General features: G+C 66.6%; 25 protein-coding genes. 8 read left to right on the top strand and 17 right to left on the bottom strand.

Annotated elements, in window-relative coordinates; translation table 11 throughout:
- Nucleotides 1–5: 5 nt before the first annotated feature.
- Entirely contained in the window at nt 6–674 is a 669-nt protein-coding gene (locus tag FHD68_RS07070; protein WP_045982334.1) for a flagellar hook capping FlgD N-terminal domain-containing protein, read from the bottom strand.
- A 9-nt stretch (nt 675–683) separates the two neighbouring features.
- Nucleotides 684–1,946: a flagellar hook-length control protein FliK gene (fliK, locus tag FHD68_RS07065; RefSeq protein ID WP_127897597.1), complete on the bottom strand. Its 1,263-nt coding sequence runs from the start codon at nt 1,944–1,946 to the stop codon at nt 684–686.
- Nucleotides 1,947–2,050: 104 nt separating this feature from the next.
- Here fliK and FHD68_RS07060 point away from each other — a divergent pair, with 104 nt between their 5' ends.
- The 7 genes from FHD68_RS07060 (at nt 2,051) to carB (ending at nt 8,734) form a co-directional block, all read left to right on the top strand.
- The gene (locus FHD68_RS07060; RefSeq protein WP_045982336.1) at nt 2,051–2,296 is read left to right on the top strand and encodes a rod-binding protein; all 246 of its coding nucleotides are present in this window, start codon (nt 2,051–2,053) and stop codon (nt 2,294–2,296) included.
- On the top strand, nt 2,293–2,610 hold the full coding sequence (locus tag FHD68_RS07055; RefSeq protein WP_127897598.1) for a hypothetical protein: 318 nt from the start codon (nt 2,293–2,295) through the stop codon (nt 2,608–2,610). The genes FHD68_RS07060 and FHD68_RS07055 overlap by 4 nt, the downstream gene beginning before the upstream one ends.
- A gap of 169 nt (nt 2,611–2,779) precedes the next feature.
- Nucleotides 2,780–3,622 carry a flagellin N-terminal helical domain-containing protein gene (locus FHD68_RS07050; protein ID WP_045982357.1) on the top strand — a complete coding sequence of 281 codons (843 nt, stop codon included), beginning with the start codon at nt 2,780–2,782 and terminating at the stop codon, nt 3,620–3,622.
- Between the two features lie 71 nt (nt 3,623–3,693).
- Nucleotides 3,694–4,074, top strand: a complete 381-nt coding sequence (gene flaF, locus FHD68_RS07045) for a flagellar biosynthesis regulator FlaF (protein ID WP_045982338.1) — start codon at nt 3,694–3,696, stop codon at nt 4,072–4,074.
- On the top strand, nt 4,071–4,475 hold the full coding sequence (gene flbT, locus FHD68_RS07040; protein ID WP_045982339.1) for a flagellar biosynthesis repressor FlbT: 405 nt from the start codon (nt 4,071–4,073) through the stop codon (nt 4,473–4,475). The genes flaF and flbT overlap by 4 nt, the downstream gene beginning before the upstream one ends.
- A 7-nt stretch (nt 4,476–4,482) precedes the next feature.
- Nucleotides 4,483–5,256 carry a DUF1217 domain-containing protein gene (locus tag FHD68_RS07035; protein ID WP_164871380.1) on the top strand — a complete coding sequence of 258 codons (774 nt, stop codon included), beginning with the start codon at nt 4,483–4,485 and terminating at the stop codon, nt 5,254–5,256.
- Nucleotides 5,257–5,395: 139 nt separating this feature from the next.
- Nucleotides 5,396–8,734, top strand: coding sequence for a carbamoyl-phosphate synthase large subunit (carB, locus tag FHD68_RS07030; RefSeq protein WP_127897600.1), 3,339 nt, complete (start codon nt 5,396–5,398; stop codon nt 8,732–8,734).
- 578 nt (nt 8,735–9,312) lie between these two features.
- Here the strand turns inward: carB and FHD68_RS07025 are convergent.
- The 14 genes from FHD68_RS07025 to pcaD form a co-directional block, all read right to left on the bottom strand.
- Nucleotides 9,313–9,957, bottom strand: coding sequence for a hypothetical protein (locus tag FHD68_RS07025; protein WP_127897601.1), 645 nt, complete (start codon nt 9,955–9,957; stop codon nt 9,313–9,315).
- A 119-nt stretch (nt 9,958–10,076) separates the two neighbouring features.
- Nucleotides 10,077–10,547, bottom strand: coding sequence for a BrnA antitoxin family protein (locus FHD68_RS07020; protein ID WP_127897602.1), 471 nt, complete (start codon nt 10,545–10,547; stop codon nt 10,077–10,079).
- Nucleotides 10,548–10,807: 260 nt separating this feature from the next.
- Nucleotides 10,808–11,545 (bottom strand): glycosyltransferase family 2 protein, encoded by a 738-nt coding sequence (locus FHD68_RS07015; protein ID WP_127897603.1) that lies wholly within the window; start codon nt 11,543–11,545, stop codon nt 10,808–10,810.
- The gene (locus tag FHD68_RS07010; RefSeq protein WP_127897604.1) at nt 11,542–12,042 is read right to left on the bottom strand and encodes a hypothetical protein; all 501 of its coding nucleotides are present in this window, start codon (nt 12,040–12,042) and stop codon (nt 11,542–11,544) included. The genes FHD68_RS07015 and FHD68_RS07010 overlap by 4 nt, the downstream gene beginning before the upstream one ends.
- On the bottom strand, nt 12,039–12,338 hold the full coding sequence (locus FHD68_RS07005) for a hypothetical protein (RefSeq protein ID WP_127897605.1): 300 nt from the start codon (nt 12,336–12,338) through the stop codon (nt 12,039–12,041). Before FHD68_RS07005 ends, FHD68_RS07010 begins: the two co-directional genes overlap by 4 nt.
- 24 nt (nt 12,339–12,362) lie before the next feature.
- On the bottom strand, nt 12,363–12,728 hold the full coding sequence (locus FHD68_RS07000; RefSeq protein WP_052714898.1) for an ArnT family glycosyltransferase: 366 nt from the start codon (nt 12,726–12,728) through the stop codon (nt 12,363–12,365).
- 103 nt (nt 12,729–12,831) lie between these two features.
- The gene (locus tag FHD68_RS06995) at nt 12,832–13,107 is read right to left on the bottom strand and encodes a lipid-A-disaccharide synthase N-terminal domain-containing protein (protein WP_127897606.1); all 276 of its coding nucleotides are present in this window, start codon (nt 13,105–13,107) and stop codon (nt 12,832–12,834) included.
- Between the two features lie 474 nt (nt 13,108–13,581).
- Nucleotides 13,582–14,709 carry an alkene reductase gene (locus FHD68_RS06990; protein ID WP_280115164.1) on the bottom strand — a complete coding sequence of 376 codons (1,128 nt, stop codon included), beginning with the start codon at nt 14,707–14,709 and terminating at the stop codon, nt 13,582–13,584.
- Between the two features lie 495 nt (nt 14,710–15,204).
- Nucleotides 15,205–16,536 carry a lyase family protein gene (locus tag FHD68_RS06985; protein ID WP_127897608.1) on the bottom strand — a complete coding sequence of 444 codons (1,332 nt, stop codon included), beginning with the start codon at nt 16,534–16,536 and terminating at the stop codon, nt 15,205–15,207.
- A 97-nt stretch (nt 16,537–16,633) separates the two neighbouring features.
- Entirely contained in the window at nt 16,634–17,473 is an 840-nt protein-coding gene (locus tag FHD68_RS06980) for a 3-oxoadipate:acetyl-CoA acetyltransferase (protein ID WP_127897609.1), read from the bottom strand.
- Nucleotides 17,466–18,059, bottom strand: coding sequence for a protocatechuate 3,4-dioxygenase subunit alpha (pcaG, locus tag FHD68_RS06975; RefSeq protein ID WP_127897610.1), 594 nt, complete (start codon nt 18,057–18,059; stop codon nt 17,466–17,468). Before pcaG ends, FHD68_RS06980 begins: the two co-directional genes overlap by 8 nt.
- Before the next feature lies 1 nt (nt 18,060).
- A complete protein-coding gene (pcaH, locus tag FHD68_RS06970) occupies nt 18,061–18,774 on the bottom strand; it encodes a protocatechuate 3,4-dioxygenase subunit beta (RefSeq protein ID WP_127897611.1) in 714 nt (237 codons plus the stop codon).
- A complete protein-coding gene (pcaC, locus tag FHD68_RS06965) occupies nt 18,771–19,160 on the bottom strand; it encodes a 4-carboxymuconolactone decarboxylase (protein WP_127897612.1) in 390 nt (129 codons plus the stop codon). The genes pcaH and pcaC overlap by 4 nt, the downstream gene beginning before the upstream one ends.
- The gene (gene pcaD, locus FHD68_RS06960) at nt 19,157–19,939 is read right to left on the bottom strand and encodes a 3-oxoadipate enol-lactonase (protein ID WP_127897613.1); all 783 of its coding nucleotides are present in this window, start codon (nt 19,937–19,939) and stop codon (nt 19,157–19,159) included. The genes pcaC and pcaD overlap by 4 nt, the downstream gene beginning before the upstream one ends.
- 77 nt (nt 19,940–20,016) lie before the next feature.
- Here pcaD and FHD68_RS06955 point away from each other — a divergent pair, with 77 nt between their 5' ends.
- Complete coding sequence (locus FHD68_RS06955; protein ID WP_127897614.1) at nt 20,017–20,919, top strand: LysR substrate-binding domain-containing protein; 903 nt, start codon at nt 20,017–20,019, stop codon at nt 20,917–20,919.
- Between the two features lie 512 nt (nt 20,920–21,431).
- On the opposite strand, the gene FHD68_RS18955 is transcribed toward FHD68_RS06955, so the two are convergent.
- Nucleotides 21,432–21,997 (bottom strand): FAD/NAD(P)-binding protein (locus FHD68_RS18955; protein WP_482811967.1); only part of this gene is annotated, 566 nt, incomplete at its 5' end.

The following is a 21,997-nucleotide window of genomic DNA, read 5'->3' as shown; positions in this document are numbered from 1 at the left end:
ATCCGTCAGCCGGCGTCGCGCAGGGCCGTGACCTCTCCCGCCGGGGCAGAGGCGCCGCCTTCGAACACGACCCGCCCGCCGCTGGCGTCGAACTGCGCCTCGACGATGCGGGCATAGGCGCCGACCTTGCTCTCCAGGATCATCTCGCCGCCGCGCCGGCTCTCCAACGTAAAGCTGTACAGCCCGTCAGGCAGCTTGGTGTCGTCGGCGCTGCGGCCCAGCCAGTCGATCTGGCCCTCTCCGGGGCCGATCTCCTCGCGCGTGACCTCGCGACCCTGCGCGTCGCGGGTGACCAGTTGCACACTGTCGGCCAGGGAATGGGGCACCACGTCCAGGGTGATGGCGTCGTCGCCGAACCAGACCGGGGCGGTGGTCCGCCCCTCCTTGCCGATCCAGCCCGCGATGCCCGCACCACCGGCCTGCCCGGCCATCTGCTCCAGGAACTTGTTGCTCAGCGCCGCCTGTTCGACCCCGGCGAACGTCGCCAGCTGGATCGCAAAGTCTGTGCTTTCCATGGGGTTCAGCGGGTCCTGGTTCTGCAGCTGCGCGGTCAGCATGGTCAGGAACGTCTGGAAGTCCCCTCCCGCGCCGGCGCCTGCGAACCCGCCCGCGCCTGCCGCAGAGGGGGTGGCCGCGGGAATGGTCACTGTCGGGCTGGTGATCGCGTCAACCATGAAATGCTCCTATAATCTGATGTCCAGGCGGCGGTCGCTCAACGCGGTGGGCGACATGCGGACCCGCAAGGGGGCGGCCGAAAGGGGAATGTCGTCGTCATCGCTGGCACGGCCCTGCGCAGGCTGGCTGTCGCTGCGGTCGTCGCGGCGGAAATCCAGACTGCCCGCGGACACGCCCGCATCGGCCAGCTGCTGCGTCAGCAGGTCCGCGTTGCGGCGCACCAGGTCCAGCGTCTCGGGGCGCTCGGCCCAGATGGTGATCTGGCCGCGATCGGTGCCCGACATGACCAGGCGGATGCGGCCCAGCTCCTCGGGGGACAGGGCGATCTCGGTCCGGTCGCCACGGGTGCTGACCAGCGCGTCGGTGACCTGCTGCAGCACGGGGCGCGGATCGTGCGACGCAGCCTGCCAGCCGGACCCGGCAGCGGCGGTGGGCCGTGCGGCGGCGGGGGTGTGCGAATCGGTGCCGAAGGGCAGTTCGGCCAAGGTCTCGGCAAGGCCTGCGGGCAAGGCGATCTCGGACCGAGCGGCAATGACGGGGTCGCGGGCCACCGTTGGCGCCGGACGGTCCGGTGCCGCCCGGTCGATCGGGGGCGGGGCGGCGTCGATCGGGCCGCCATCGACGGGGCGTGGGGCCGCGACACTCTCGGTCGCTGGGATCGGACGGCCTAGGCGCGCCGGTGTGACAGGCTGGCCGCTGCCATGGATCGGGGCCACCTGTGCGGCGGTTGCCCCAGGCAGGGTGGTGGCCGGGTTGGCGGCCTGCTGTGTGACGCCTGCATCCACGATGGGGGTCTTGGTCGGCGCGACTGCGGTCTGCACGGCCGGCGCGTCCGGGGCATCAGTCTCAGCAGGGGTCGTCGGGTCGGTCGACTGCGGTACCGTTGGAACCGCATCGCTGATCAGGCTCGCATCGGATGTCCCTGCGTCCACGGGCAGCAGGCTGGCCAAAGGATCGCCGCCCTGAATGTCGGCTGATTCGTCAATCTCGGGCGCTGGCAGCGGCGGAAGGCCTGCGGCCAGCGCCTCGATCGCGGGATCGGTACCGGGCGGTGCGCTGAACTCTCCGCTGAAGCCCATCTGCTGCTGCAGCCATGCCGCAAGCGGGTCCTTCGGTGGTGTCGGCACTGCGGTCGCCGGGGCGGCTGGTACCATCGCGCCTGCCGACCAGACATCGAAACCCGATTCGCCCGTCACGGGAACAGGCGTCGCCGCATCGACGAAGGCATCGGCGCGTGCGGGCATGGGCGATATGATCTGGATGTCAGCCATGAAAAAGCCTCTTTGGGTTTTTTCCTGATTAGTCCTTATTCCTTACCAATTATTTACGACGCCCCGATATTTTGAATCCCATCGTCATATGCAGCGGGGACAGAATGCAGATCGAACCGATTATTCCCACGGCGGCTCAAAAGCCCTCGCCCGTGGCCGTCGCGAATCAACTTGAACAGGCATTTCTTGAGGAGATGCTGAAATATTGCGGCCCCGGCCCGTCCGAAGGCGCCTTTTCCGGCGGCGCCGGAGAGGAGCAGTTCTCCAGCTTCCTGACGCGCGAACATGCGGGGCTGCTGGCGGAACGCCTGGACCTTGGGTTTGCCGCCATGCTGGAGGGCCGCGCATGAGCCGCGCCCTAACCCGCCAGGTGGCCCAGATCCGCGGCGCGCTGATGGCCGGAAATGCACAGGCCGCGCTGGCAGGATTGGACGAACTGACCCGCATCGCCGCGCGCAGGGGCATCGACACCCCCACCCGTGATCTGCTGGAGCCCGCCTTGGCCGACCTGCGCGCGCTGGCACAGGCCTCGCTCAAGGGCGCGCAGCAGGCGGCCGAACAGGTGCGCGCCATCGTCCAGGCCGCGCGCAGCCTGCAGACCTATGATTCCTTGGGTCAGCGCCACGTGAATGAAACCCGCGCGAATGCACCGCAAAGGTTTTGATAAAATGCGTCGGAAGGTTTGTTTGAGAGGAGGGCCGATATTCACTAGTTGTCAATAACCGGCCGCTAAACCGGGGACATGCCAGGGAAATGGCAAGGGCAACCGCCCGACAGGTCAGAAGGCCACAAGATGCAACCTGGGTGCAAAGCACCTTATATTGGAGGACACCATGTCCAGCATTCTGACCAACAACAGCGCCATGGTCGCGCTGCAGACCCTGAAGAGCATCAACTCGCAGCTGGGTAAAACCCAGTCCGACATCGCGACCGGCAAGACCGTCGCGAACGCCAAGGACAACGCTGCCGTCTGGGCGATCTCGAAAGTCATGGAAACCGACCAGTCGGCATTCAAGACGATCCAGTCGAACCTGAACGTAGCCGACGCCGTGGTGGGAACCGCCCGCGCTGGCGCCGAGCAGATCACCGATCTGCTGAAGGAGATGAAGAACCTGGCGATCGGCGGTGCCAACGACGCTGCTGACTTCGGCAAGATCCAGACGGATATGGCGAAGAAGGTCGAGCAGATCACCGCGATCATCGAGGGGACGCAGCTGAACGGCGTCAACCTGCTGAAGACGAACCCGACCGGCACCAACACCGCCTTTACGGTTCTGGGTTCGCTGGACCGCACCAACGGCACCGTGGCCACCGGTGCTGCCAACATCGAGGTCGACTCGGTCGACTTCGAGGCAGGCCTGGATGTCGCCGGTCTGACCGCGGTCACCGACCGTGCCTCGGCCGAAACCGCGATCGGCGAGATCGAGGCCCTGATCGACGTCGCTGTTCAGGGTGCCGCCGATCTGGGTTCGGCCGGCAAGCGGATCTCTGACCAGTCCAGCTTCGTGGGCAAGCTGTCGGACTCGCTGAAAACCGGCATCGGCTCGCTGGTCGACGCCGACATGGAGGAGTCGTCGGCTCGCCTTCAGGCCCTGCAGACGCAGCAGCAGCTGGGCATCCAGGCGCTGTCGATCGCCAACCAGGGGCCGTCGGCCGTCATGTCGCTGTTCCGCTGATAAGACCGGCGGGCGCCCCAAGGGCGCCCGTCACCCTCTGAATATCATTCAGCCCCTGATCACACTCCAGAATGGGAAGCACGATCTTGAACGCGGTAACGCCACTGACCGACCATGGCTACAGGACATCCGCCATCCGCTCTCCGCGCGATGCGGAATACGACATCTTCTCGCGCGTCACGCGCATGCTGCGGCAGGCCCCGCGAAAGGCCGACAACACCGATACCATCCAGGCGGTGCACAAGAATTCCGAACTGTGGACGATCCTGGCAACCGACCTTGCCGATCCCGGCAACGGGCTGCCCGATCAGGTCAAGGCCGGCCTGATTTCGTTGGCGGGATTTGCCATCCGCCACGGTCAGGCCGTGATGGCGGGCAGCGCCCAGACCGATCCGCTGATCGACATCAACATGACCGTCATGCGCGGTCTGCGCGGAGAGGGCGCACCATGAGCGGCCTTGTCCTCAAGCTGGCACCGAACGAGCGTGTGCTGATCAACGGCGCGGTGATCGAGAACGGCGACCGTCGCACCAAGATCGCGATCAAGACGCCCAATGTGAACGTCCTGCGCCTGCGCGACGCGATCCACCCCGACAGCGCCCAGACGCCGGTGTCACGCGCGATGTATGTCGCGCAGATGATCCTGTCCGGCGATGCCGAACCGTCCGAGGGCCGCCGGCAGTTGCTGATCGCCATCGAACAGCTGAGCCAGGTGTTTGACGATCGCGACAGCCGCCTGCTGTTGGCCGAGGCCAGTGCCGCCGCGGTCGATGCGAATGCCTATCAGGCGCTGCGCAAGCTGCGCGACCTGCTGCCCCGAGAGGCGCGGCTGTTCGCCGCCGCCCGGACGTGAGGGTATCATGACCATCTCTGTCGGCGCCACGGGCCTGCTGGGCTGGAAGATCGTCCAGCGAACCGAGGCCCGGCAGATCGAATCCGTCGCCCGCGACCCTGTGGTCCAGCGCAGCACGACCTACTTCCGTGACAACATCGCGGCCGCCACCAAGGCCGAGGAGTTGGTCAAGGATTACCGCCTTTTGAGCACGACGCTTTCGGCCTTCGGGCTGGAGGCGGACCTGCCCAACAAGGCTTTCATCCAAAAAGTCCTGGAAAGCGATCCCGCGGACAAGTCGTCGCTGGTCAACCGTCTGGCCGACAAGCGCTATCTGCGCATGAACGAGGCGATGGGCTTTGGGTCGACGAAGCCCGCCAAGGATCTGGCCGACACCATCAGCACCGCCTTTGTGCAGCGTGAATTCGAACGGCGCATCGGTGAAAGCGACGACAACCTGCGTCTTAGCCTGAATGCCCGGCGCGAGGTGCAGGAGCTGACAGGCCGCACCTCGACCGACCGGACCCTGTGGTTCGAGGTCATCGGCAACGCCCCGCTGCGCAAGGTCTTTCAGGGTGCATTCGGGTTCGGCGACAACTATGCCCGACTGCCGATCGACCGCCAGCTGGAGGAATACACCAAGGCTTCGGAGAGGCTGCTGGGCAGTTCCAGCTTCAAGGACATTTCCAAGCCCGAGAACGTGGAGAAGCTGATCCAGACCTTCATGGCGCGATCGCAGCTGACCACGTCGCCGACGGCCAATCGCTACAGCGCGGCGCTGACCCTGTTGCAGAACTTCTGACCCTGCGTCACCCTGGCGGCGGGCAAAGCCTGATTTCCACGCGCCAGCGGCCCGCCGCACCTTGCGCCCAAGGCGTGGCTGGCTATAACCCCGGACGATTTGCCGCGATCGATGCACGACCAGCCCGGGGGCCAGAACCATGCCGAAACGTACCGATATCAAGTCGATCCTGATCATCGGGGCAGGGCCCATCGTCATCGGGCAGGCCTGCGAGTTCGACTATTCCGGGGCCCAAGCCTGCAAGGCGCTGCGCGAGGAAGGTTACCGGGTCATCCTGGTGAACTCGAACCCTGCGACGATCATGACCGACCCGGAAATGGCCGATGCGACCTATATCGAGCCGATCACCCCCGAGATCGTCGAAAAGATCATCGCCAAGGAACGCCCCGACGCCTTGCTGCCGACGATGGGCGGTCAGACCGGGCTGAATACCGCGCTGGCCCTGGCCGACAGCGGCGCGCTGAACCGCTATGGGGTCGAGCTGATCGGCGCGCAGCGCAGCGCCATCGAGATGGCCGAGGACCGCAAGCTGTTCCGCGAGGCGATGGACCGCATCGGCCTGGAGAATCCCAAGGCCACGATCATCGCCGCCCCCAGGCTGGCATCGGGCAAATACGACATCAATGCCGGCGTCAGCCAGGCGATGGACGCGCTGGAGGAGATCGGCCTGCCCGCGATCATCCGCCCGGCCTTTACCCTGGGCGGCACCGGCGGCGGCGTGGCCTATAACCGCGACGATTACGAACGCATCGTCCGGTCGGGCCTGGACGCCTCGCCCATGGCGCAGGTTCTGATCGACGAAAGCCTGCTGGGCTGGAAGGAATACGAGATGGAGGTCGTGCGGGATCGCAACGACAACGCCATCATCGTCTGCGCGATCGAGAACATCGACCCGATGGGCGTGCATACCGGTGACAGCATGACCGTCGCCCCGGCCCTGACCCTGACCGACCGCGAATACCAGATCATGCGCACGGCCAGCATCGCGGTCCTGCGCGAGATCGGCGTCGAGACCGGCGGTTCCAACGTGCAATGGGCGGTGAACCCCGCCGACGGCCGCATGGTCGTGATCGAGATGAACCCCCGCGTGTCGCGGTCGTCCGCGCTGGCCTCCAAGGCCACCGGCTTCCCGATCGCCAAGATCGCCGCGAAGCTGGCGGTGGGATACACGCTGGACGAGCTGGACAACGACATCACCCGCGTCACGCCCGCCAGCTTCGAGCCCAGCATCGATTATGTCGTGACCAAGATCCCGCGCTTTGCGTTCGAGAAGTTTCCGGGCAGCAAGCCCGACCTGACCACCGCGATGAAGTCCGTGGGCGAGGTCATGGCGATCGGCCGCAGCTTCCACGAATCGCTGCAGAAGGCGCTGGCCTCGATGGAGAACGGCCTGACCGGCCTGGACGAGATCGCCATCGAGGGCGCGTCCGAGCAGGGCAAGCCCGCCGTCATCGCCGCCCTGTCCAAGGCCACCCCCGACCGCATCCGCGTCATCGCCGAGGCGATGCGGTTCGGCCTGTCGGATGACGAGATCCACCGCGTCACCAGCTTTGATCCGTGGTTCCTAGCCCGCATCCGCGAGATTATCGATGTCGAGCATCAGATCCGCGAGAACGGCCTGCCGACCGATGCCGACGGGATGCGCCGCATCAAGATGATGGGCTTTACCGATGCCCGCCTGGCCCACCTGACCAAGACCGACGAGACCACGGCGCGCCGCGCCCGGCGCAACCTGGACATCCGCCCGGTGTTCAAGCGCATCGACACCTGCGCGGCCGAGTTCGAGGCCCAGACCCCCTACATGTATTCCACCTACGAGGCGCCCGCGATGGGCGACGTGGAATGCGAATCCCGCCCCACCGACGCCAAGAAGGTCGTCATCCTGGGCGGCGGTCCGAACCGCATCGGCCAGGGGATCGAGTTCGACTATTGCTGCTGCCACGCCTGCTATGCGCTGACCAAGGCGGGCTACGAGACGATCATGATCAACTGCAACCCCGAGACGGTCAGCACCGATTACGACACCTCGGACCGGCTGTATTTTGAACCGCTGACCTTCGAACACGTGCTGGAGATCCTGCATACCGAACAGCAGAACGGTACCCTGCACGGCGTCATCGTCCAGTTCGGCGGCCAGACGCCGCTGAAGCTGGCCAATGCGCTGCAGGACGAGGGTATCCCGATCCTGGGCACGACCCCCGACGCCATCGACCTGGCCGAGGACCGCGAGCGGTTCCAGCGCCTGCTGCAGGATCTGGGCCTCAAGCAACCGATCAACGGCATCGCCAGCAGCGACGCCCAAGCCATTGAGATCGCCGAGCGTATCGGCTTTCCCCTGGTCATCCGCCCGTCCTATGTCCTGGGCGGCCGCGCGATGGAGATCGTGCGCGACATGGACCACCTGCGCCGCTACATCACCGAGGCCGTGACCGTCAGCGGGAAAAGTCCGGTCCTGCTGGACAGCTATCTGTCCGGCGCGATCGAGGTCGACGTCGATGCCCTGTGCGACGGCGAGACCGTCCACGTCGCGGGCATCATGGAGCATATCGAGGAGGCCGGCGTCCATTCGGGCGACAGTGCCTGTTCGCTGCCGCCCCACACGCTGGATGCGGCGACCGTTGCGGAACTCAAGGTCCAGACCACGGCCATGGCCCGTGCGCTTAAGGTCAAGGGCCTGATGAACGTACAGTTCGCCCTGAAGGACGGAGAGATCTTCGTGCTGGAGGTCAATCCGCGCGCCAGCCGCACCGTGCCCTTCGTCGCCAAGGCCACGGACAGCGCCATTGCCTCGATCGCCGCGCGGCTGATGGCGGGCGAGCCGATGTCGAACTTCCCCGCGCGCGCCCCCTATCCCGAAGGTGTTGGCCCGGAAACCGACCTGCCCTTTGCCGACCCGATGACGCTGGCCGACCCGATCACGCCGTGGTTCTCGGTCAAGGAGGCCGTGCTGCCCTTCGCCCGCTTCCCCGGCGTCGACACGCTCTTGGGCCCGGAAATGCGCTCGACCGGAGAGGTCATGGGCTGGGACCGCAACTTCGCGCGCGCCTTCCTCAAGGCGCAGATGGGCGCGGGCACCGACCTGCCGACCACCGGCCGCGTCTTCCTGTCCGTCAAGGACGCCGACAAGACGCCCGCCTTGGCGCAGGCCGCCCGCGACCTGGTGACGATGGGCTTCGATCTGGTCGCGACCTCGGGCACCGCCGATTTCCTGGATGCGCAGGGCGTGGCGTCCACCCGCGTGAACAAGGTCTATGAAGGCCGTCCGAACATCGTCGATCGCCTCAAGAACGACGAAATCGCGATGGTCCTGAACACGACGGAAGGCGTCCAGGCCATCGCCGACAGCCGCGACATCCGCGCCGTCGCCCTCTACGACAAGATCCCCTACTTCACCACGGCCGCAGGCAGCATCGCCGCCGTGGCCGCGATCAAGTCGCGGGAGGAAGGGGAAGTCGGGGTGAGATCGCTGCAGGCTTAAATTTTGAAAGCTTTACGTCATGCATGCGGGGATCAGCCTAATAGGCAAGTTGATCCTCGCCAGCCTTGGTAAATTCTTCTATCAACTATTTTACCGTAGTAGCCAATAGAGGTTAGCGTAAGCGCCTCTACTAGCCATTGAATTAGCAGCCAGCATTTGTGCAACTGGACGCCGTTAGGGCTGAAATTTAGATCTTGATGCACTATTTTGTTTCTAAAAAAGCTAATGATTTGGAATCCATCCATATTCTGTCGGCTTTTCGACAAAAGCTTTAGCTCGGCGCTGTGTTCCATGAGGTCGTTAGTTAACCGCATAAATTTAAATGCGGCTCTGGCTTTGTCACTAAATATATTGGCCCTCTCGCTAAGTAATGCTCTGGAACAGCCAGCTTCATGCTCGAGTATATAGTTCACAATCGCTTCTAATGCGCTATGGGCTGCGATAACTGACATCTCAATTGAGATATCGCGAGAGGCATTCGATGCCCGATAGAACTCCAATGTTTGTCGAAGAGCGCGCCGATGAAGGTCAGATCTACGGGCGAAACTAAACTTCAAAAAAATCTCAGGCAGATGCTCCTAGATCCCTTCGTCAAACCACGTTGTCTGAACCTTATTTTCGTCGTATCGAGTGAATCCTATTATTTCTGCGGCAAGTCCGTTTGTGGCGTCGTACGCTTCGATGTTGCCAAGGCCACAAAACTGACCTTTGGCGAATGATATAAACTCATGGAACTCTAAATAGTGTTCAAGCAGGCGCTCAGAATCACCAGGATGATCGGTGCGAATGCGAAGGAATGTCCCTCCACTATCTTTATCAAATTGTACTGAGAAACAGTTTCCACTGCATTCCGTAAGGTCGATGTTTTTTATAATCATCTCGGGAGGGCTAGCAATGATCGCCGAACCTGAGGTGAATTGTTTTGCGTAAATAAGGCTAATCGGCCTTCTCTTAGGGACAACTATAACTGAATTTTGATCTCCGTGGAAGGAGTGTGCGAGTTTACTTGCAAGCACCTCAAATCTTCGTCCGTCAGGTCCAACTAGTTCTATCTTGCTTTTAAGGAGATCGTCGTGGCTGTCGGGATTTCCATCAGGGAAAATTGCCCCGATATGAAAGGTAAGTCGCCCAGATCTTTCCTTGAATAACGGGACTACCGCAGCGCCAAGACTCCTGCCATCGATCAAAACATCCTTTAAAGCAAATTTTCGCACTTTATCCATGACGATCTATCTTTGCCTTTTTAATTTTGCGCAGCCTCATCGTATTGACCACCAGCGTCAACGTCACGCAAGAACAACTTGGATTTCTAATGTAGGGCGTAAATCGAGGGCTTACCGTTTCACAACCCCCTCCGCCCCTTCATCTCCTCCAGTAACGCCCGCTTCCCCGCCGCACTCATCCGCCGAGGCCCCTCCATCGGCACCCCCGGCCCGCCCGGGGGCAGCGGCGTCTCGCCCATCTCGGCCCAGGCCGCGTCCTCGGCGCGCTGCAGGTCGCCGAATTCGGGGCGGGGGCCGTCCAGACCCTCGGCCTCGCGGCGCTTGAGGTAATCCATCGTCTCGGCCCCCTCGATCAGCCCCGCCAGCCGCGCATGCATCCAGGCCGCCATCAGCCGGTTGACCCGCACCTGCCAGTCCGGCCCCATGGATCGAAAGAACGCCACCACACCCGCATCCAGCCGCAGCGTGACGCGCATCTTGGGCGCCGTGCCCTTTTCCTGCGCGATGCGGTGCCATTCGTCGGGGATGCGCATCCGCGCCATGACGGTGCTGTGCAGGTCCCATTCCAGCATCCGCATCGCGTCGGCCAAATAGTGGTAGTCCGCGCGCCGGGTTCCTTCTGCCTTGGCGACAGGCACATTGTCTTCGCGGTATGGATGCCCGCCAAGCTGCCTCCCGGCCGTTAACGATGCCTAAGCGACCGTGCGTTGTCGGTGTACGCCCTGTATCTACGCAGTGCGCCCTCGGTGACCACCTGGCACGTGCCGTTCCGGGCTAGAAGAAAGAAGTCCATGATCCAGCCATGCGCCGCGCGCCGCTCTCTCAACGCACACAATCCGCGGCCCGGTTTCTACCAACAACTCAGCGTCCAGCAGCGCAGCCCCTGTCTAGCATCACCACCACTCATTCCTACCCCGCGGGCTAGCCGCGCTCTTGTATCTAACGGCCGGTAGTGATGCGGACCTCTCCGCCAAGCACGTTCAGGGGAATGGCATGGGCATCGCAGAGGGCCTTGGATGGCCGTGATGCCGATGGACACTGCAGAGCCGGTGATCAGGAGGCTCATGCTGCGCCCCTTAGGTCGGTGGCTCCGGACCGGGCCAGGTCGCGCGTGCAGCCCGCAGCCGCTGTCGCGCACGCCGTCGCGCAGCAGTGCGTTGCGGATGCCGTTCGCCGCGGCCGAGGCCAGCCGCCGGGACGGGCGGTCGCGGCGGTCCACCCGCTGGCCCTGGACCAGGCCCAGCGCAATGCCGCCCCCGGCAAATGACTCCAGCAGGGCAGGAATGTTGTCGGGCGGGTTCTGACCGTCCGCATCCAGCGTCACGATCAGCGCCCCGCGCGCGGCCCAGACCCCGCTGCGGATCGCGGCGGACTGCCCGCAGGACCGGTCGTGGCAGATCACCCGCAGCTGCGGCAGCCGCGTCTGCAGCGCGGCCAGTTCGGCCCGCGTTCCATCGCGCGAGGCGTCGTCGATAACGATAATCTCGTGCGCGTGGTCCCGCAGAGTGGCGGCGATGCCGGTCAGCAGGGAGGTGATGTTGCCGGCCTCGTCGCGGGCGGGCAGGACGACGGAAATGTCGGGCGTCATGGCGCGACCTTCTGTGAGCGGTGAAGGGTATAGGTCTTGTCGCGGAACGGCAGCCGCAGGACGGGGGTCATGCCGGGGACGGGCCGGTCCGTCTGGTCCAGAAGCACGCCGCCCGGATGGTCGCGCAGCCACCCCGCAACGGCGTCGTCGGACAGGCGGGCGACCGGGTTCAGCAGGCGTCCGGAAAAGTTCAGCTGCACGTGATAGGTGCCGTCGGTGACGGCGATGCCTGCGGCATCATGGGGCGTCACGGCCCGGCCCAGATCGGTCATGTCATAGCACGCGGACAGCAGCGGGCTCAGCCCGAGATGCAGCCCGATCATCAGCGCCAGCGCCAGCAGCAGCGCGGCCAGCGCCGTGACCCGCGCCCGCAGCCGCAACCGCAGGAACGCCCCCATGGCCCAGACCGCCGCCAGCCGCGTGCCGGGATCGGCCCAAAGTTGCCTTGGCCGCAGCGCACCAAGCCCCGCCCCGGTCCAGCCGAACGGCCAGATCATCGCGGGCAACAGGGCGGCATAGAACCACCAGGGTTTGCGATGGGCAAAGGATGCCACCATGCGCCCGCCGCTTTGCCGCCACAGGACCTCGATGCGGTACTCCGGCCGCCCAGGATCAGCGCGGGCACCAGCCACAGGCCGACCGCCACCAGCGCGACGGCCAGCGCCAGCCCGCCCGCCCATTGCCGCGCCGACGGACGCTCCGCCTCCGCCCGCAGCGGCATCGACAGCGCCACGGGCAGCAGGTGGATCAGAATCACCGGCCCCTTGGCATAGACGCCCAAGGCCACGGCCATCCCCAGGGCAACCCAGGCCCCGCGTCACGGCCTGCGGACCGCCGACCACAGCGCCAGCATCGCCAGCGGCGTGGCCGCGGTCTGCATCGCGTCGGACATGGTCGTCGATCCGAACAGCAGCCAGACCGGCGACACCGCCAGGATCAGCGCCGCGGCCCCGCCGCGCGCAGGCCTGTCCGGCCGCAGCCGCAAGGCCAGCAGCCCGGTCATCGCCACGCAGGCCGTCGCGAAGGCCGGCCCGACCAGTCGGGCCGCGAAGGCATCGACGCCCACGACCGCCCAGACCAGGTTGATCAGCCAGAACAGCATCAGCCAGAACAGCAGCGGCGGCTGGTGCCCGTAGATCGCCCCGTTCAGGTGCAGGACCCAGGGTGATCCGCCGACATGCATCTTCCACGCGGCGGCGACATAGCGGGCCTCAGCAAGCGCAGCAGGATTAGCGTCAGCGCGGTCAGCGCGAACAGTAGCGTGGCGGACAGGACGGGACGCATCCTTATGCTGCGGCCGTCCGGCGATGCCTACGGATCAGCATCAGGTTGCGCAGATAGACGAACAGCCCCAGCCCCTGGCCCGGCACAAAGACCGGGTCACCACGCCACGACGCATAGGCAAAGAGGGTGACCCCGCCCGCCAGCGAGACCCACAAGAACCGATGCGGGACGACACTGCGTCGCATCCTTTCGCTGGTCAGCCACTGGATGACGAAACGCGCGCTGAACAGCGCCTGCCCAAAAAACCCGATCCTAAGCCAAACCGTCTGACTCGTCATCCGCCCCGTCGTTGCAGGACAGCCGTGCCACGCGAGGCTTGCAGGAAGCGTGCAGTCGAGAGCTTGGATGCGCCGAACTGCATCGTCGATCGCCGGGCGTCTTCCAAAAAGCCTGTCATCGAATGGCCGGGGCCGTCCCTCAGGTCATGACAGCTGCGACACCGGGCCTTCGATGGGCCGTGGGATCAGCGGCCGTGCTGGCCCGGACGCCTTATTACGGTGTCAGCCGGATTTGACCACCGGCTAAAGCTGTGCCGACTATCTATGGTCGGTGGAGGCCGACTGATGGGGCATGCTCACCGCCGTGATTGCGCCAAGTCATCTTAGATAGGGGAATGTTACGAAGTGACTACGGTAGCATCCTGCTGTCCCGCCACCTGATGAACTGCGTCGCGTGACAGGGGCCAGCCCATGTATCGGGCCGGTCCATCGGGTGCGACGCGACGCCCTGTCATGGGGCGCCGCGGAGGGGACTCAGGCCTGATCGGCCGTCGCATCCATCGGGGGATAGTCCACATAGCCTTCGGCACCGCCGCCATACATCGTGGACTCGTCGGGCTTGGCCAGGGGGGCGCCGGCCCTCATCCGCGCGACCAGGTCGGGGTTCGCGATGTAGGGGCGGCCAAAGGCGAACAGGTCCGCCTTGCCCTCCTCCAGGCGCTTCGTCGCCAGGTCCAGGTCATAGCCGTTATTGGCGATATAGGTGCGCGAGAACCGCTGGCGCAGGCTGTCGAAATCGAACGACGCCACGTCGCGCGGGCCGCCGGTCGCGCCCTCGACGACGTGGATGTAGACTAGGCCAAGCGCCTCCACCCCGTCCACAATGTGCTCGAACTGCGGCTGCGGATCGCTGCAGGACACCCCGCCGGCCGGAGAGACCGGAGACAGGCGGATGCCCGTGCGGTCCGCGCCGATCTCCGCCACGACGGCTTGGGCCACCTCCAGCATCAGCCGGGCGCGGTTCTCGACCGAGCCGCCATAGGCGTCGGTGCGCTTGTTCGCGCCGTCCTTGGCGAACTGGTCCAGCAGATAACCGTTGGCCCCATGGATCTCGACCCCGTCGAAGCCCGCCTCGATGGCGTTGGCCGCAGCCTGGCGGAAATCGTCGACGATGCCCGGGATCTCGTCCAGGCGCAGGGCGCGCGGGGTCGAGGTCTCGACAAATCCGCCGTTCACGAAGGTCTTGGTTTCTGCCGCGATCGCCGAGGGGGCCACGGGGGCCGCGCCGCCCGGCTGCACGTCGACATGCGACACCCGACCCACATGCCACAGCTGCAGGAAGATGCGCCCGCCCTTGGCATGGACCGCATCGGTGACCTTGCGCCATCCGGCGATCTGTTCGGGCGTATAGACGCCGGGCGTGTCCTGATAGCCCTGCGCTTGCGCCGAGATCTGCGTCGCCTCGGCGATGATCAGCCCCGCGGTCGCGCGCTGCGCGTAATATTCGGCCGCATGGGGTCCGGGCACCAGACCCTCCGCGGCGCGGTTGCGGGTCAGCGGTGCCATGACGATGCGGTTCGCCAGGCGCAGGGGGCCAAGGTCATAGGGCTGAAAGAGCGTGTTCTGGTTCATCGTTTCCGCTTTCCGGGTGTGATTGGTCATGGTCGTTCAGGGCAGGTAACGCGCAGCGGGCGGAATGTTTTCAGGGCCGTGAAATATTGCCTGACGCACGGTGTCGCAGCATCCGCAGCCCGGGCGATGGGGGGCTGACAGCCGCGGCACAGGGCGGACGGTCTAGGCACGGTAGAGCATGCGCGTCGCCTGAGCCATTGCTAGGGGCGTTTCCGTCCCCTCATCGGGGCATGGTCAGCTGCGTGCAGCCCCCTCACTGATCGTAAGTCGGACGCTCGCCATAGCGACGCGATGACGGGGACGTTAGCAGCGCGCAGGTCGGTTTAGGGCGCCGGCTGCCGAACCCCGGCATGACCTCTGGCAGCCGGGGTTTGTTCCGGTATGGCATGACGCATGACCATCTCAACAGGGAAGGGCGCCCGCCGCGACGGGGTCGCGTCGGAAACGCCAGCCACGGCGGGCCTTGCGACGACCGCCGGTCGTGCGCCTGCTGTTCACCTTGCCGCCAGACCGACAGACCGACGCCTAGGGCATACGGGTCCGCTGACGGTCGGCAAAGGTGCGGGCCTCCTGCGGGGCCAGGCCGAGACCGTTGGCGCGGACCAGCGCGGCCCAGTCCCGGTCTGGCCATTCCTTCTGGGCCAGGTCCAGCAGGTCGCGGCCCTCCGCCAGGGCGGTTGCGCAAAGCCGACCGACCCTGCCTGCGACAGAGGCCCGGTCCAGGCCCAGTTCGGCCAGGACCGCGAATGTCAGCGCCTCGGCATGGATGGTGCCGGACCCGCCACCAAGGTCGCGCTCCATTGCCTGGGGGTCAGGGGTCAACCGGTCCAGGACATCCTGCGTCAGCCGCAGCATTGCGCCCAGGCTGACGCAGATCTGCGGCAGGGTCAGCCATTCGGTGAACCACGCTGCACCGTCGCGGTTCTGGCGATGCACCCCCGCCGCCCCGAAAACCGATGCCAGCCCGATCACCTGCCGCGCCAGTGCCGCCAGCGCCGACGGGCCGACCGGGTTCTGCTTTTGCGGCATGGTCGAGGATGCCCCTCCGCCCTCGATCCGCACCAGGGCCAGGCCCGACTGCGTCATCAGCAGCAGGTCCTCGGCCAGCTTGGCCAGGGCGACGGCCACCGCCGCAGCCCAATCCGCCAGCCGACCCAGCCCTGAACGGTCGGAATGCCAACCATGGCCGGGATCCGACAGGTCCAGCGCCTGCGCAAGGCCCGCCCGCACGGTCGGGCCCTGCGGCCCCATCGCCGACAGCGTGCCCGCCGCCCCGGACAACGAAACGCGCAGCACCGCGTCGCGAACCCGCGCGAGATCCTGCGCGTGATCCAGCAGCGGCCATCCCCAGCCGGCCGCGACCGCGCCAAAGCTGGTGGGTGTCGCCGTCTGGCCATAGGTCCGGGCGGCCATGGGCAGGGTGGCGTGCCGATCGGCCAGCGCGGCCAGCTGGGTCAGAACGGCATCCAGGCGGGCGCCCCACAGGTCCAGCATGGGGCGCAGGCGCAGAGCCAGCGCGCTGTCCATGATGTCCTGGCTGGTGGCGCCCCAGTGCAGATGCGCGGCCGCAGGATCGCCGGCCATCTGCCGCCGCATCTCCTGGACCAGGGCGGGGACGGGGACGCCGTTGCGGGCGGTGGCCTGGGCCAGGGATGCCGGATCGATCAGCAGGCCACGGCTGGCCACGGCGATGGCCGGACCGGCGTTTGGGGGGATGACCCCAAGCTGCGCCTGAACCTGGGCCAGCGCGACTTCGACCCGGATCATCGCGTCCAGTTCGGCCTCGGCCGTGAACAGCGCCTGGGTGTCCGGGTCGCCGAACAGCATGGCATAGAGGGGGTTACCGGTCGCGGTCATGGACCGACCGTGGCGGGGCTGCGCACCGCCTGCCGGTGCGGGCCGTAGGTCGGCGGTGGCAGGGGCGACTTACGCCCCGTCGTGACATGGACCTGTGTCATGAAACGGCCTCTGGCAGGTTCAAAATCGCGCGGGCCTGCTGCCATGTCGCCACCGGACGGCGATAGCGGTCGCACAGGTCCACCACCCGCCGCACCAGCGCCGCGTTGGACGGTGCCAGGCGCGTGCGGTCCAGGCGCACGTTGTCCTCCAGGCCCGTGCGGGCGTGACCGCCCGATGCCACGGCCCATTCGTTCAGGACGATCTGGTTCGGGCCGATCCCCGCCGCGCACCAGGGCGCATTCGTGCCGAACAGCCGCCGGACCGTGGCGATGTAGTAGTCGAACACGTTGCGGTCGACCGGCATGGCATTCTTGACGCCCATCACGAACTGCACATAGGGCCGGGTGGTCAGCCGCCCGTCCTGCCACATCGCCTGGGCCTGCAGGATGTGGGACAGGTCAAAGGCCTCGATTTCGGGCATGACGCCGTGGGTGGCCATCTGCGACGCCAGCCAGTCCACCAGGTCGGGGCTGTTTTCATAGACGCGGGTCGGGAAGTTGTTCGACCCGACCGACAGGCTGGCCATGTCCGGTCGCAGCGGCAGCATGCCGCCCCGGTCGCGGCCCGCGCCCGACCGCCCGCCGGTGGACAGTTGCACGATCATGCCGGGGCAATGCCGGCGAACCCCCTCCAGCAGGCGGGCAAAGCGGTCGGGGTCGCTAGTGGGCTTGCCCTCGTCGTCGCGGACATGGGCGTGAACGATGGCGGCGCCCGCCTCGAAGGCCTCGTGGGTCGATTCGACCTGTTCGGCGATGGTCACGGGAACGGCCGGGTTGTCGGCCTTGGTCGGAAGGCTGCCGGTGATGGCCACGCAGATGATGCAGGGGTCAGACATCGAGAAATACCGTTTCCTTGTCACCTTGCAGGTGAATGTCGAAGTGATAGTGGCCGTCGGCGCCACGGGCGATCAGGGTGTCGCGGCGATGCGGCTGTTCGATCAGGGACAGCACCGGGTCGGCGGCGTTGTCCTGATCGGCGAAATACATCCGCGTCTGCAGTCCGGTGTTGATGCCCCGCGCGACCAGCCACAGCGACAGGTGCGGCGCCTGCATGTGGCCCCGCGGCCCCGGCACGGCGCCGGGCAGGACGGTGTCCAGCGTGAACTGCCCGGTGTCGAAATCGGGCACCACGCGCGCCCAGTGCCGGAACCCCGCGGCGGCCCCCGGTTGATCGGGGTACAGCCCGGCCGCGTCGGCCTGCCAGACCTCGATCAGCACGTCCCGGACCGGTGCGCCCATGCCGTCGAAGACGCAGCCGGTGACGCGGATGCGCGGGCCGGGCACGTCGTCGGGCATGGCGTCAAAGCCCAGTTCGGTGTCATAGATGTCGAATCCTGCCGCCCGCGGGGCCAGCCCGATATGGACATAGGGTCCGGCGGTCTGGGACGGGGTCTCCTTGAGGTAGTTCAGCGGCTGCGGCATGTCAGTTTCCCTCCGGCCGGTTCTCGAAGACGGTCGATCGCCGCCCGCGCAGCACGATGTCGAACCGATAGGCCAGACAGTCCAGCGGCACCGCCTGGTTCAGGTCCAGCGGGGCGATCAGCGCGTCGATGGCGCGGGGATCGGGGATCGCCTGCACGATCGGGCAATGCGCGATCAACGGGTCGCCCTCGAAATACATCTGGGTGATCAGGCGCTGCGCAAAGGCCGTGCCGAAGACCGACAGGTGGATATGCGCGGGCCGCCAGTTGTTGACCCAGTTGCGCCACGGATAGGCGCCGGGCTTGATGGTCCGAAAGGCGTAATGGCCTTGATCGTCGGTCAGAACCCGCCCGCAGCCGCCGAAATTCGGGTCGATCGGCGCCAGGTAGCCGTCCTTCTTGTGGCGGTATCGGCCGCCGGCATTGGCCTGCCAGATCTCGACCAGGGTACGGGGGACGGGGCGGCCGTTCTCGTCCAGGACGCGTCCGTGGACGATGATGCGTTCGCCCACCGGATCGCCGTCCTTGGCATAGTTCGCGATCAAATCGCCATCCAGCGGGGTGATGGCGCCATGACCGAAGCGGGGGCCGGTCAGTTCGGACACGGTGCCCTCGATCGACAGCATTGCCTGTCGCGGCGACCGCGCGACCGAGGTCTTGTAGTCGGGGGCCAGCGCGGGCGGATGCCAGGTGCGGTCGCGTTGATAGAGCGTCATGCCTGTCCTCCTTGGGCGTCGGCCTCGGCAAAGATGCGGCGGGCCAGGGCGATGGCGTGATTGGCGCGCGGGACGCCGGCATAGATGGCGACGTGCAGCAGCGCCTCCATCACGTCGTCGCGGCTGGTGCCGGTGTTCGGGATGGACCGCAGATGCAGGGCCAGTTCGCCGTCATTGCCGAGGCCCGCCAGCAGGGCGATGGTCATCATCGACCGCTCGCGCAGCGGAATCGTGCCGCGCGACCAGACATGGCCCCAGGCCGCATCGGTGATCAGCGCCTGGAACGGCGCATCGAAGGGCGTCTGCGCAGCCTGCGCGCGGGCGACATGGGCCGGTCCCAGCACGCGTATGCGGGTGGCAAGGCCGGTGTCTGACAATTCGGTCATGCGGCATGCCTTTCCAGAAAGGGGGTCATCAGCGCGGCGTGGGCGTCGGGCGTCTCGACGCAGGGCAGGTGGCCCGCGCCGGGGATCAGGTGGAAGGTCGCGCCGGGGATCAGGTCGGCGGTGGCGCGCACCACGTCGGGGGGCGATGCGCCGTCGGCCTCGCCCGCGATCACCATCGTGGGCAGGCGCAGTGCGGCGCTGGCCTGCCGTTGATCGGCCCCGGCCAGCGCCCGGCAGGCGGCGACATAGCCCGCGGCGGGCGTACGGGCCAGCATGTTGCGCCAAGGTGCCAGCGCGGGCGTCGCGCGGAAGGCCGGCGCGAACCAGCGTTCCATTACCGCGTCCGCGATGCTGGCCATGCCGTCCCGTTCCACCGCGTCGATCCGGGTCTGCCAGCTGTCGGGCGTGCCAAGACGCGCGGCGGTGTTGGACAGGATCAGCGCGCGGACCAGATCGGGCCGGTCGGCCGCCAGGCGCTGCGCGATCAGTCCGCCGATGGACAGGCCCAGCACGACCACCGGGCTGGGGGCCACGGCCTCGATCAGCGCGGCTGCGTCGGCGGCGTGGTCGGCGATGCGGTCTGCGACGCCCAGATCCGACAGCCCGTGCCCCTGCTTGTCATAGCGCAGATAGCGCAGCCCCTGCGGCAGCAGCGGCAGGACCGCCTCCCACAGGCGCAGATCCGTGCCAAGCGAATTGGCCATCAGCACCACCGGCGCGCCCGTCGGCCCGTCCAGCCGATAGTGCAGCGCGCCATAGGGGCGGGACAAGATTTGCATGGATACTCCTCCTGTCCATAACGTAACATGGGGGCAGGATCGCCGATAATGCAAAATCGGCAGCAAAGGATGCCCATATGATTATGCATCCCGGCATCAAGCTGCGGCATCTGCGGGTCTTTCTGGACATCGCGGCCCGCGGCAGCCTGACCGCGGCGGCGCGGGCGCAGGGCATCACCCAGCCCGCGCTGAGCCGCACCCTGGCCGAGCTGGAGGCCCTGCTGCAGGTGCCGCTGTTCCGGCGCGAGCGGCGGCGGCTGGTTCTGACCGATGCGGGCACGCTGCTGCGCACCCATGCCGCCGCTGCGCTGCAGATGCTGGAAAGCGGGGTCGCCGCGCTGCATCCGGTCGCGGGGACGGACAGGTTGCGGGTGGGCATCCTGCCCACGGCGGCCACGCGGCTGTTCCCGCGCGTGGCGCTGCGCTTTCGCGAGATGCATCCGCATGTGACCCTGTCGGTCGAGACGGGGCCGCATCCGCATCTGATCCGCCTGCTGCGCGAGGGCGGGATCGACCTGATGATCGGGCGCATGCCGGCCGCCGCCGACATGGCGGGCCTGCGCTTCGATCACCTCTACGAGGATCAGATCGCGCTGGTGTCCCGCGCCGGGCATCCGTGCTGGGGGCAGCCGGTGCGTGACGTCCTGTCGGCCTGTCCGGTGATCCTGCCGCCACAGGACGCGCTGATCCGCCGGGCGGTCGACGATTACCTGCAGGCCCGCAACCTGGCCGGGCTGCATCCCGCGTTCGAGACCGCGGCCCTGGCGGTGGGTCGGGGCATCCTGGCGGCATCGGACGCGCTGTGGTTCATCTCGCAAGGCGTGGTCGGGGACGAGCTGGACCGGGGCGCGCTGATCCAGTGGCCGACCGATGCAGGGTTCCTGACCGGCGCAGTCGGCCTGACGCGCCGGCAGGTCGGGCCGGAGAATGCGATGCTGGACGTGCTGACGCGCCTGGCGACAGACGGGGCACGGACCTAGGCAGGATCGCGGGCGTCATGATTGTGCATGTCTTGCGGCGATGTCCCACGGCATGAGGCATGGTCGACGACGGCACGCGCCGGTGGCCTGCAACCCTCGACCTCATTGACCGCCCCCTGCGCATCAATGTTCTGAGGTGCTGCGACTGCGATTGCGGTCCACCGGCGGTCTTTGCGCTGTTTGTTGGAAGGTTCGGTGCTGTCTTCGCGGTACACAATGCCTTTGGCTGCACCGTCATCTGGTACGCTGCGCGATCGAGGCCGTTTTTCCCCGTCTATCGTGGAGCACGGACAACTGGCGGTTCGGACGCTTCCTCAAGCCAAGCATGCTTGTGGCTTTGTCTGTCGTGACTTGGCCGTACGGCACCACGATCTGTCTTTGTCCATGCCGGGCAAAACGGCCAGTCACCTGCCGACAGGTTCGCCCTTGCAGACCCACAAACGAGATGTCCGATAGGAGGGCCTCCCCCCTGAGCAGTCCATGCCGCAGGGCGACGGGCCCTGCCGTCGGTTTCAGGGTGCCGCTGTGGCCGCTTGCCGGTGCGGGGCCACGTCGCGGATCAGCGCAACGGCCAGCGTTTGGGCCTGGCCGCGGATGTCGGGGATGGCGGTGATCTCCCAGAAGGCGGCGCGCGATGCCGGGCCGATGACGCGGATGCGGGGGGCCGGGCGGCCGTCGGCGCCGATCAGGGCGCAGTCGGCCGCGACATCCAGACCGATCCGCACGGGATCGATACGGGCGCGGCCGGTGGCCAGCAGGTCGGCGACCAGCGGCGTCGCGTTGGCCCGCGGGTCGCGGCGAATGCCGCGGCAGTCGACGATCCGCGACGCATCCAGCGTCAGGATACGATCGGCCCCGCGCGGGCGCCAATGCGCGCGCAGGATCGCGCCGTCCCGGCTGGCCCCGTCGAAGCGGCCCGCCAGCTGCCGCATCTGGCCGCTGTCCAGCGCGCGATGCAGGATGGCCGCGCTTTCCGGGGGCAGGCGGTGGCGGTGCACCTCCCACCAGGGGGCGGCGTGGCGCAGGAAGCGGGCGCGGTCCGCCACGGACATGGCACGCCACAGGGCCGGCAGGTGCG

It is taken from the genome of Paracoccus marcusii, from assembly GCF_006151785.1.
Lineage (GTDB): Bacteria > Pseudomonadota > Alphaproteobacteria > Rhodobacterales > Rhodobacteraceae > Paracoccus > Paracoccus marcusii.
The sequence above is the reverse complement of the archived record's forward strand: the minus strand, read 5'-3'. Positions and strand labels throughout refer to the sequence as shown.

What these genes read in the sequence shown, in the direction of transcription:
- FHD68_RS07070 (WP_045982334.1), bottom strand. Translation starts at nt 674, where the DNA reads ATGGTTGACGCGATCACCAGCCCGACAGTGACCATTCCCGCGGCCACC.
- fliK (WP_127897597.1), bottom strand. Translation starts at nt 1,946, where the DNA reads ATGGCTGACATCCAGATCATATCGCCCATGCCCGCACGCGCCGATGCC.
- FHD68_RS07060 (WP_045982336.1), top strand. Translation starts at nt 2,051, where the DNA reads ATGCAGATCGAACCGATTATTCCCACGGCGGCTCAAAAGCCCTCGCCC.
- FHD68_RS07055 (WP_127897598.1), top strand. Translation starts at nt 2,293, where the DNA reads ATGAGCCGCGCCCTAACCCGCCAGGTGGCCCAGATCCGCGGCGCGCTG.
- FHD68_RS07050 (WP_045982357.1), top strand. Translation starts at nt 2,780, where the DNA reads ATGTCCAGCATTCTGACCAACAACAGCGCCATGGTCGCGCTGCAGACC.
- flaF (WP_045982338.1), top strand. Translation starts at nt 3,694, where the DNA reads ATGGGAAGCACGATCTTGAACGCGGTAACGCCACTGACCGACCATGGC.
- flbT (WP_045982339.1), top strand. Translation starts at nt 4,071, where the DNA reads ATGAGCGGCCTTGTCCTCAAGCTGGCACCGAACGAGCGTGTGCTGATC.
- FHD68_RS07035 (WP_164871380.1), top strand. Translation starts at nt 4,483, where the DNA reads ATGACCATCTCTGTCGGCGCCACGGGCCTGCTGGGCTGGAAGATCGTC.
- carB (WP_127897600.1), top strand. Translation starts at nt 5,396, where the DNA reads ATGCCGAAACGTACCGATATCAAGTCGATCCTGATCATCGGGGCAGGG.
- FHD68_RS07025 (WP_127897601.1), bottom strand. Translation starts at nt 9,957, where the DNA reads ATGGATAAAGTGCGAAAATTTGCTTTAAAGGATGTTTTGATCGATGGC.
- FHD68_RS07015 (WP_127897603.1), bottom strand. Translation starts at nt 11,545, where the DNA reads ATGACGCCCGACATTTCCGTCGTCCTGCCCGCCCGCGACGAGGCCGGC.
- FHD68_RS07010 (WP_127897604.1), bottom strand. Translation starts at nt 12,042, where the DNA reads ATGATCTGGCCGTTCGGCTGGACCGGGGCGGGGCTTGGTGCGCTGCGG.
- FHD68_RS07005 (WP_127897605.1), bottom strand. Translation starts at nt 12,338, where the DNA reads ATGGCCGTGGCCTTGGGCGTCTATGCCAAGGGGCCGGTGATTCTGATC.
- FHD68_RS07000 (WP_052714898.1), bottom strand. Translation starts at nt 12,728, where the DNA reads ATGCATGTCGGCGGATCACCCTGGGTCCTGCACCTGAACGGGGCGATC.
- FHD68_RS06995 (WP_127897606.1), bottom strand. Translation starts at nt 13,107, where the DNA reads ATGACGAGTCAGACGGTTTGGCTTAGGATCGGGTTTTTTGGGCAGGCG.
- FHD68_RS06990 (WP_280115164.1), bottom strand. Translation starts at nt 14,709, where the DNA reads ATGACCAATCACACCCGGAAAGCGGAAACGATGAACCAGAACACGCTC.
- FHD68_RS06985 (WP_127897608.1), bottom strand. Translation starts at nt 16,536, where the DNA reads ATGACCGCGACCGGTAACCCCCTCTATGCCATGCTGTTCGGCGACCCG.
- FHD68_RS06980 (WP_127897609.1), bottom strand. Translation starts at nt 17,473, where the DNA reads ATGTCTGACCCCTGCATCATCTGCGTGGCCATCACCGGCAGCCTTCCG.
- pcaG (WP_127897610.1), bottom strand. Translation starts at nt 18,059, where the DNA reads ATGCCGCAGCCGCTGAACTACCTCAAGGAGACCCCGTCCCAGACCGCC.
- pcaH (WP_127897611.1), bottom strand. Translation starts at nt 18,774, where the DNA reads ATGACGCTCTATCAACGCGACCGCACCTGGCATCCGCCCGCGCTGGCC.
- pcaC (WP_127897612.1), bottom strand. Translation starts at nt 19,160, where the DNA reads ATGACCGAATTGTCAGACACCGGCCTTGCCACCCGCATACGCGTGCTG.
- pcaD (WP_127897613.1), bottom strand. Translation starts at nt 19,939, where the DNA reads ATGCAAATCTTGTCCCGCCCCTATGGCGCGCTGCACTATCGGCTGGAC.
- FHD68_RS06955 (WP_127897614.1), top strand. Translation starts at nt 20,017, where the DNA reads ATGATTATGCATCCCGGCATCAAGCTGCGGCATCTGCGGGTCTTTCTG.